The sequence below is a fragment of the Lederbergia citrisecunda genome (assembly GCF_018343695.1).
In the GTDB taxonomy this organism is placed as follows: domain Bacteria; phylum Bacillota; class Bacilli; order Bacillales; family Bacillaceae_C; genus Lederbergia; species Lederbergia citrisecunda.
In genome coordinates this window covers 3,810,885-3,819,733 of the sequence record NZ_JAGYPJ010000001.1, presented here as the reverse complement: position 1 = coordinate 3,819,733, position 8,849 = coordinate 3,810,885, and the positions used below count along the sequence as shown (strand labels likewise).

The window sequence follows — 8,849 nt, the reverse complement described above, 5'->3', positions numbered from 1 at the left end:
AAACTTGATTGTTTGTTGATTAAGTCCTCGATCGATTAGTATCCGTCAGCTCCATGTGTCGCCACACTTCCACACCGGACCTATCAACCTGATCATCTTTCAGGGATCTTACTCGCTTGCGCGATGGGAAATCTCATCTTGAGGGGGGCTTCATGCTTAGATGCTTTCAGCACTTATCCCGTCCGCACATAGCTACCCAGCGATGCCTTTGGCAAGACAACTGGTACACCAGCGGTGCGTCCATCCCGGTCCTCTCGTACTAAGGACAGCTCCTCTCAAATTTCCTGCGCCCGCGACGGATAGGGACCGAACTGTCTCACGACGTTCTGAACCCAGCTCGCGTACCGCTTTAATGGGCGAACAGCCCAACCCTTGGGACCGACTACAGCCCCAGGATGCGATGAGCCGACATCGAGGTGCCAAACCTCCCCGTCGATGTGAACTCTTGGGGGAGATAAGCCTGTTATCCCCGGGGTAGCTTTTATCCGTTGAGCGATGGCCCTTCCATGCGGAACCACCGGATCACTAAGCCCGACTTTCGTCCCTGCTCGACTTGTAGGTCTCGCAGTCAAGCTCCCTTGTGCCTTTACACTCTACGAATGATTTCCAACCATTCTGAGGGAACCTTTGGGCGCCTCCGTTACTCTTTAGGAGGCGACCGCCCCAGTCAAACTGCCTGCCAGACACTGTCTCCCACCCGGATCACGGGTGCGGGTTAGAAGGTCAGTACAGCAAGGGTAGTATCCCACCGATGCCTCCATGGAAGCTGGCGCTCCCATTTCCAAGGCTCCTACCTATCCTGTACAAGCTGCACCAACATTCAATATCAGGCTGCAGTAAAGCTCCACGGGGTCTTTCCGTCCTGTCGCGGGTAACCTGCATCTTCACAGGTACTATAATTTCACCGAGTCTCTCGTTGAGACAGTGCCCAGATCGTTACGCCTTTCGTGCGGGTCGGAACTTACCCGACAAGGAATTTCGCTACCTTAGGACCGTTATAGTTACGGCCGCCGTTTACTGGGGCTTCAATTCGCACCTTCGACCGAAGTCTAAGCGCTCCTCTTAACCTTCCAGCACCGGGCAGGCGTCAGCCCCTATACTTCGCCTTGCGGCTTCGCAGAGACCTGTGTTTTTGCTAAACAGTCGCCTGGGCCTATTCACTGCGGCTCTCTAGGGCTTGCACCCCAAAGAGCACCCCTTCTCCCGAAGTTACGGGGTCATTTTGCCGAGTTCCTTAACGAGAGTTCTCTCGATCACCTTAGGATTCTCTCCTCGCCTACCTGTGTCGGTTTGCGGTACGGGCACCATTTACCTTGCTAGAGGCTTTTCTTGGCAGTGTGGAATCAGGAACTTCGGTACTAAATTTCCCTCGCCATCACAGCTCCGCTTTAGGATGAAGGATTTGCCTCCACCCCAGCCTAACTGCTTGGACGCGCATATCCAACAGCGCGCTTACCCTATCCTCCTGCGTCCCCCCATTGCTCAAACGGTAAAAAGGTGGTACAGGAATATCAACCTGTTGTCCATCGCCTACGCCTTTCGGCCTCGGCTTAGGTCCCGACTAACCCTGAGCGGACGAGCCTTCCTCAGGAAACCTTAGGCATTCGGTGGAAGGGATTCTCACCCTTCTTTCGCTACTCATACCGGCATTCTCACTTCTAAGCGCTCCACAAGTCCTTCCGGTCTTGCTTCACAGCCCTTAGAACGCTCTCCTACCACTGACACCAACGGTGTCAATCCGCAGCTTCGGTGATCCGTTTAGCCCCGGTACATTTTCGGCGCAGAATCACTCGACCAGTGAGCTATTACGCACTCTTTAAATGGTGGCTGCTTCTAAGCCAACATCCTGGTTGTCTAAGCAACTCCACATCCTTTTCCACTTAACGGATACTTTGGGACCTTAGCTGGCGGTCTGGGCTGTTTCCCTCTTGACTACGGATCTTATCACTCGCAGTCTGACTCCCAAGGACAAGTCATTGGCATTCGGAGTTTGTCTGAATTCGGTAACCCGATGAGGGCCCCTAGTCCAAACAGTGCTCTACCTCCAAGACTCTTTACCTTGAGGCTAGCCCTAAAGCTATTTCGGAGAGAACCAGCTATCTCCAGGTTCGATTGGAATTTCACCGCTACCCACACCTCATCCCCGCACTTTTCAACGTACGTGGGTTCGGGCCTCCAGTAAGTGTTACCTTACCTTCACCCTGGACATGGGTAGATCACCTGGTTTCGGGTCTACGACCTCATACTCAAAACGCCCTATTCAGACTCGCTTTCGCTGCGGCTCCGTCTCATCGACTTAACCTTGCATGAAATCGTAACTCGCCGGTTCATTCTACAAAAGGCACGCCATCACACATGAATGTGCTTTGACTATTTGTAGGCACACGGTTTCAGGATCTTTTTCACTCCCCTTCCGGGGTGCTTTTCACCTTTCCCTCACGGTACTGGTTCACTATCGGTCACTAGGGAGTATTTAGCCTTGGGAGATGGTCCTCCCAGCTTCCGACGGGATTTCACGTGTCCCGCCGTACTCAGGATCCACTCAGGAGGGAACGAAGTTTCGACTACAGGGCTGTTACCTTCTATGGCGGATCTTTCCAGATCGCTTCAACTACCCCGTTCCTTTGTAACTCCATGTTGAGTGTCCTACAACCCCAAGAGGCAAGCCTCTTGGTTTGGGCTTTTTCCGTTTCGCTCGCCGCTACTCAGGAAATCGATTTTTCTTTCTCTTCCTCCGGGTACTTAGATGTTTCAGTTCCCCGGGTCTGCCTTCCATTTCCTATGTATTCAGAAATGGATACTACCCCATTACGGGCAGTGGGTTTCCCCATTCGGAAATCTCCGGATCAAAGCTTGCTTACAGCTCCCCGAAGCATATCGGTGTTAGTCCCGTCCTTCATCGGCTCCTAGTGCCAAGGCATCCACCGTGCGCCCTTTCTAACTTAATCAGTAAAAAGGTTTCTTATGGATGATTCCATAAGGTGATGTTTCTTGGTTTGTTTATTCTCTATTATCTGGTTTTCAAGGAACAAATAACAGGCCTCTATAAAAGATAGCCATGTTTTGAGAGTTCAACCTCTCAAAACTGAACGAAACGAAACGTCTTCTGATCAGCACTCGACTGATCAAGATTCCTTAGAAAGGAGGTGATCCAGCCGCACCTTCCGATACGGCTACCTTGTTACGACTTCACCCCAATCATCTGTCCCACCTTCGGCGGCTGGCTCCAAAAGGTTACCCCACCGACTTCGGGTGTTACAAACTCTCGTGGTGTGACGGGCGGTGTGTACAAGGCCCGGGAACGTATTCACCGCGGCATGCTGATCCGCGATTACTAGCGATTCCGGCTTCATGCAGGCGAGTTGCAGCCTGCAATCCGAACTGAGAATGGTTTTATGGGATTGGCTCGACCTCGCGGTTTTGCTGCCCTTTGTACCATCCATTGTAGCACGTGTGTAGCCCAGGTCATAAGGGGCATGATGATTTGACGTCATCCCCACCTTCCTCCGGTTTGTCACCGGCAGTCACCTTAGAGTGCCCAACTGAATGCTGGCAACTAAGATCAAGGGTTGCGCTCGTTGCGGGACTTAACCCAACATCTCACGACACGAGCTGACGACAACCATGCACCACCTGTCACTCTGTCCCCCGAAGGGGAACGCTCTATCTCTAGAGTTGTCAGAGGATGTCAAGACCTGGTAAGGTTCTTCGCGTTGCTTCGAATTAAACCACATGCTCCACCGCTTGTGCGGGCCCCCGTCAATTCCTTTGAGTTTCAGCCTTGCGGCCGTACTCCCCAGGCGGAGTGCTTAATGCGTTAGCTGCAGCACTAAAGGGCGGAAACCCTCTAACACTTAGCACTCATCGTTTACGGCGTGGACTACCAGGGTATCTAATCCTGTTCGCTCCCCACGCTTTCGCGCCTCAGCGTCAGTTACAGACCAAAGAGCCGCCTTCGCCACTGGTGTTCCTCCACATCTCTACGCATTTCACCGCTACACGTGGAATTCCGCTCTTCTCTTCTGCACTCAAGTTTCCCAGTTTCCAATGACCGCTCACGGTTGAGCCGCGAGATTTCACATCAGACTTAAGAAACCGCCTGCGCGCGCTTTACGCCCAATAATTCCGGACAACGCTTGCCACCTACGTATTACCGCGGCTGCTGGCACGTAGTTAGCCGTGGCTTTCTGGTCAGGTACCGTCACGGTACCGTTAGTTAGACGGTACTTATTCTTCCCTGACAACAGAGTTTTACGATCCGAAAACCTTCTTCACTCACGCGGCGTTGCTCCGTCAGACTTTCGTCCATTGCGGAAGATTCCCTACTGCTGCCTCCCGTAGGAGTCTGGGCCGTGTCTCAGTCCCAGTGTGGCCGATCACCCTCTCAGGTCGGCTACGCATCGTCGCCTTGGTGAGCCGTTACCTCACCAACTAGCTAATGCGCCGCGGGCCCATCTGTAAGTGACAGCAAAACCGTCTTTTAACCTTTCCCCATGCGGGGAAAGAAGTTATCCGGTATTAGCTCCGGTTTCCCGAAGTTATCCCAGTCTTACAGGCAGGTTGCCCACGTGTTACTCACCCGTCCGCCGCTAACTTCAGGGAGCAAGCTCCCATCCATTCGCTCGACTTGCATGTATTAGGCACGCCGCCAGCGTTCGTCCTGAGCCAGGATCAAACTCTCATATAAGTAGTTGATTAGCTCATTAGCTGGCAATGGTTTAAAACCATTGTTTAAAATAATTTTTGACGTTTGTTTCGTTCAGTTTTCAAAGATCAAATACGTTGCTTTTTGACAGCGACTTAAACACTATATCAGGTTCTTCATTACTCGTCAATACTTTTTTTAAAAACTTTTTTAAAGCTTTTTCTTTAACGCTCTTTTCAAAAGCTTTTTTTTCAGCAACGTTTATTAATATAACAAGGTTCATTCTCTATGTCAATTACTTTTATTAATTTATTTTCCTATACCCTCGATTTTTTTGATGAAGGTAAAACATACCTCATGCACTCATGTTTTGAAGCCAACCGCTTAAATAAAGAAAATAATGTTTTATAGCGATCTTCCATAGATAGTTTAACGATTGATTCTATTCTTGTATCCTTTAAATCAAAAAGGATTTCATCCATTTCCCTTTTTAACAAGTAAATGATTTCTTCTTTATCTCGATCATTTAAAAGCAGGCCAAGCATGTTTACACCTCAAATACTTTTGTAGGATTCCATATGATTTTTCTTTTGTATATTATGTATGTCCATTTTACATTGAAATTATTAAACACTAAAAACAACTAATACATTCATATCACAAGCATCACTATACATAGACTAATATGGACAGGCAGACGAGGAGGTTTAGTATGAATTTTTTTATAACCGTAAATGGACGTAAAGTAAAGCAAGGGTTATTTATTGTATTAATCTCTTTTTTTACAGCCTTATTTTTTTTCTCACAATCTATCCTACATACTCCGGTTTTTGGAACTAAAGATGAACCTAAGGCTATTTATAAAGGGGAAAAGGGGATTAGCTTGACCTTTAATATTGGATGGGGGGATGTTCAGGCTGGTCCCATTCTAGATGTATTGGAGAAAAAAGAAGTTCGATCTGCAACATTTTTTCTCTCCGGTTCCTGGGCTGAAAAGCATCCAGATACAGTAAAAAGAATTAAGGATATGGGTTTTGAAATTGGAAGTCTCGGCTATGCTTACGAAGATTATACGGAATTGGAAGATGAGAAGGTAAGGCGAGATATACTACGTTCATTAGATGTTCTGAAAAAAATGGATATTAAAGACGTAACGATACTCCGCTCTCCAACTGGACACTTCGATAAGCGAACACTAAAAATTGCAAACAAGCTTGGACTTACGGTTGTTCATTGGAGTCTTAACTCACAAGATTGGAAAAATCCAGGAGTCAATGTAATTGTAAAAAATGTCCAAAAGGCGCAAAAAGGAGATATTATCCTAATGCATGCGTCTGACTCCGCGACTCAAACAGCGGAAGCCCTCCCAGCTGTCATTTCACAAATTAAAGAAAAAGACCAACTAGTAACTCTTTCAATACTAATAGCTAATGGAAAGGTAAAAACGACGTTAGTGCCTTGAAATCCCCCTACCTAATTTTTTTTATAAAATAAAAAAAGCGATCATTAACGAGTCGCTTTTTTGTTTTGATTATTTGATGTTCGTTTCGCTCTTTCTTCGGCTGATAAACGATTATATTTAGGCAACATTAACATTTGATAGGCGTTACATGCAATAAGCGGGAAAATCATTAAGTATACCCAGCTTTCATCGTTCGGGCGTAACACTGGAAGCCATTCTAAAATTGTCACGACGACCATAAAAAATAAAGCGGAAACGAAAATATTTCGATTTGTCATTTTAGCTTTTAAATAAGCGACCATCAGCGCTGCAACTAAAATAAATAAGGCTAGTCCAATATATGGCAGTAGACTTTCATCCTTACCTGCAAAAGCTTGGAAGCGGAAATAAATAAGATCAAATAAGACAAATACGATAAGAACAAGCTGAACAGCATTCCATAAAGATTTAAATAGCCCCAGTCCAAATTGATGAATAAACAGATAGGCAAAAAAGCCAACTTGGCTTACGACTGCGAAAATAAAGCCAACACCGACAAGCCATATAAAGGTTGAGAAAATAGCTCCAATTTTAACTTCAGTAAAATAAGGCTGGAATTCACTCCACCGAATAATAAATCCTAATATTCCTGTTATCAAACCACCCAATATGAGTGAGTTAAATAAAAACTTTATCAAGTTTCTAATAGTCACTTCAAGTATTCCCCCATTTATGTACTTAACAAACCGATTTTATCAATCTTCCTTTAAAAAAGCCACGATTGTCTGGTTTGTGCATAAATTTTTCACAAAATCTCATATTAACTGTAAGGGATATTGTTCAGAAAGGAGCTTCTTTCATGCGAAAAAGCGTTTATTTGCTCCTGTTAATTGCTTTATTAACTCTTTCTTCCTGCAGTGGCAATGAACCAGGAAACGCAAAATTAGATTATGACCAAACAAAGAAAATGATCGTTGATATTTTAAAATCAGACGAAGGCAAGAAGGCACTTCAGGATATGATGAAAGATGAGGAAATGAAACAACAGCTGATCATGGATCAAGCGGTTGTTAAAGATACTATTGAAAAAACACTTACATCTGACAAAGGTGAAGATTTTTGGAAAAAGGCGTTAAAGGATCCAAAATTTGCAGCTGCTGTTGCAAAAAGTATGAGAAAAGAACATGAGGCCTTACTGAAGGATTTAATGAAAGATCCTGAATACCAAGGATTATTAATGGATATTTTGCAAAACCCGGAAATGCAAAAAGATTTTACAAAAGCACTGAAAAGCAAAGAATTCCGACAACAAATGCAAGAGGTAGTCAAAGAAACGATTGAAAGTCCTATCTATAAAGCAAAAATTCAAGACTTGCTTTTAAAAGCCGCAGAAGAAGCAGGAAAGCAAGGAGGAAAATCAGATAATAAGGAAGGCCAAGGTGGTGGTAGCCAAGGCGGTGGCGGAGGAGGGCAATAATCCATTCTGATCCAAAACAGCTTAACAACGAATCTAACATTCAAGAGCGATGTCCACAAACGGTTTAACCGTCCAACCTTTCCGAAAAATCATAAATAGGCCATATACCTTATGAACGGTATATGGCTCTTTATTTGCAGATATTAACCTAATAACTGAACCATTTTTTCAGCCACTTCGTTGTAAATGCGTCCAATTTTATGATCCTCACCATAGATTGAAGGAGCAAAATCTTCCTCATTCCAATCAGGCTGTTGTAATGGAAGCCTACCTAATAATTCCGTTCTAAGTTCTTCTACCAGCTTATCTCCGCCGCCTTGACCAAAGACATATTCTTTCTCTCCAGTCAATTTGCTTTCAAAATAAGACATATTTTCGATGACGCCGAGAATTTCATGATTTGTACGAAGAGCCATCGCTCCCGCCCGCGCCGCAACAAAAGCTGCCGTTGGATGTGGTGTAGTGACAATGATTTCTTTACAGCTTGGCAACATAGTATGTACATCTAGGGCCACATCGCCTGTTCCTGGAGGTAAATCAAGCAATAAATAATCGATGTCTCCCCATTCAACTTCGGAAAAGAAATTATTGAGCATTTTTCCAAGCATTGGTCCACGCCAAATGACAGGAGAGTTATCCTCGACGAAAAATCCCATTGAAATCACTTTAACACCAAAACGTTCTACCGGAATTATTTGGTTTCCTCTAACCTTTGGTCGGTCCGTAATGCCCATCATATCCGGAACGCTGAATCCATAAATATCTGCATCAATTAGTCCCACTTTTTTACCGAGGCGAGCAAGCGCAACCGCCAAATTAACTGATACAGTCGATTTACCGACCCCTCCTTTACCACTCGCAATAGCGATAAAGGTTGTTTTGCTATTAGGTGAAAGGAGACCAGCTGTATCACTTTGCAAGTCTCCGGAAGCGCGCAGTTTTTCTAATTCTTCCTCTGGCAAAGTAGCGAAGCGAATTCCTACAGTAGCAGCTCCCGCTTTTTTTAATGTGTCAACAATCTTCATTTGTAATTTAAGCTGTTCAGGTGTCCCTGTTTTAGCCAAAGCAATTCTAACACTAACGTGAGCTTTTTCCTCTTTCATTTTCACTTCAAGAATGCCATTTGTTTCTTCAAGTGTTTTATGTAGTAATGGATCTTCCATTTTATTTAACAAATCATACACTTGCTGTTCAGTGATCAAGGTCTCGCACCTTCCTTATCATCGATTTCATTCTAATTCAGTATAGCATAATGCACTTTCGAAAGAATGTTATACGCTCAAGCG

General features: G+C 45.1%; 6 protein-coding genes and 2 rRNA genes. 2 read left to right on the top strand and 6 right to left on the bottom strand.

Annotated elements, in window-relative coordinates:
• Nucleotides 1-15 precede the first annotated feature (15 nt).
• The 4 genes from KHA93_RS18680 to KHA93_RS18665 all read right to left on the bottom strand — a co-directional run bounded on the left by KHA93_RS18680 (nt 16) and on the right by KHA93_RS18665 (nt 5,190).
• Nucleotides 16-2,948: ribosomal RNA gene (locus KHA93_RS18680) — 23S ribosomal RNA — on the bottom strand.
• Between the two features lie 191 nt (nt 2,949-3,139).
• A 16S ribosomal RNA gene (locus tag KHA93_RS18675) occupies nt 3,140-4,687 on the bottom strand.
• Together the 16S and 23S rRNA genes form the textbook arrangement of a ribosomal RNA operon.
• Nucleotides 4,688-4,766: 79 nt before the next feature.
• Nucleotides 4,767-4,928 (bottom strand): hypothetical protein, encoded by a 162-nt coding sequence (locus KHA93_RS18670; RefSeq protein ID WP_213112092.1) that lies wholly within the window; start codon nt 4,926-4,928, stop codon nt 4,767-4,769.
• A gap of 34 nt (nt 4,929-4,962) precedes the next feature.
• Entirely contained in the window at nt 4,963-5,190 is a 228-nt protein-coding gene (locus KHA93_RS18665) for a hypothetical protein (protein WP_213112091.1), read from the bottom strand.
• Between the two features lie 167 nt (nt 5,191-5,357).
• Here KHA93_RS18665 and KHA93_RS18660 point away from each other — a divergent pair, with 167 nt between their 5' ends.
• The gene (locus KHA93_RS18660) at nt 5,358-6,107 is read left to right on the top strand and encodes a polysaccharide deacetylase family protein (RefSeq protein WP_213112090.1); all 750 of its coding nucleotides are present in this window, start codon (nt 5,358-5,360) and stop codon (nt 6,105-6,107) included.
• A 44-nt stretch (nt 6,108-6,151) separates the two neighbouring features.
• Here KHA93_RS18660 and KHA93_RS18655 read toward each other — a convergent pair whose 3' ends face one another.
• Nucleotides 6,152-6,799, bottom strand: coding sequence for a KinB-signaling pathway activation protein (locus KHA93_RS18655; protein ID WP_213112089.1), 648 nt, complete (start codon nt 6,797-6,799; stop codon nt 6,152-6,154).
• 146 nt (nt 6,800-6,945) lie between these two features.
• Here KHA93_RS18655 and gerD point away from each other — a divergent pair, with 146 nt between their 5' ends.
• Nucleotides 6,946-7,563 (top strand): spore germination lipoprotein GerD, encoded by a 618-nt coding sequence (gene gerD / locus KHA93_RS18650; protein ID WP_213112088.1) that lies wholly within the window; start codon nt 6,946-6,948, stop codon nt 7,561-7,563.
• A 143-nt stretch (nt 7,564-7,706) separates the two neighbouring features.
• Here the strand turns inward: gerD and KHA93_RS18645 are convergent, their stop codons facing one another.
• A complete protein-coding gene (locus KHA93_RS18645) occupies nt 7,707-8,765 on the bottom strand; it encodes a P-loop NTPase (protein ID WP_213112087.1) in 1,059 nt (352 codons plus the stop codon).
• Nucleotides 8,766-8,849: the final 84 nt, after the last annotated feature.

Excerpts from the sequence above, each read along its gene's own strand:
- KHA93_RS18670 (WP_213112092.1), bottom strand. The coding sequence starts at position 4,928 with ATGAACCTTGTTATATTAATAAACGTTGCTGAAAAAAAAGCTTTTGAA.
- KHA93_RS18665 (WP_213112091.1), bottom strand. The coding sequence starts at position 5,190 with ATGCTTGGCCTGCTTTTAAATGATCGAGATAAAGAAGAAATCATTTAC.
- KHA93_RS18660 (WP_213112090.1), top strand. The coding sequence starts at position 5,358 with ATGAATTTTTTTATAACCGTAAATGGACGTAAAGTAAAGCAAGGGTTA.
- gerD (WP_213112088.1), top strand. The coding sequence starts at position 6,946 with ATGCGAAAAAGCGTTTATTTGCTCCTGTTAATTGCTTTATTAACTCTT.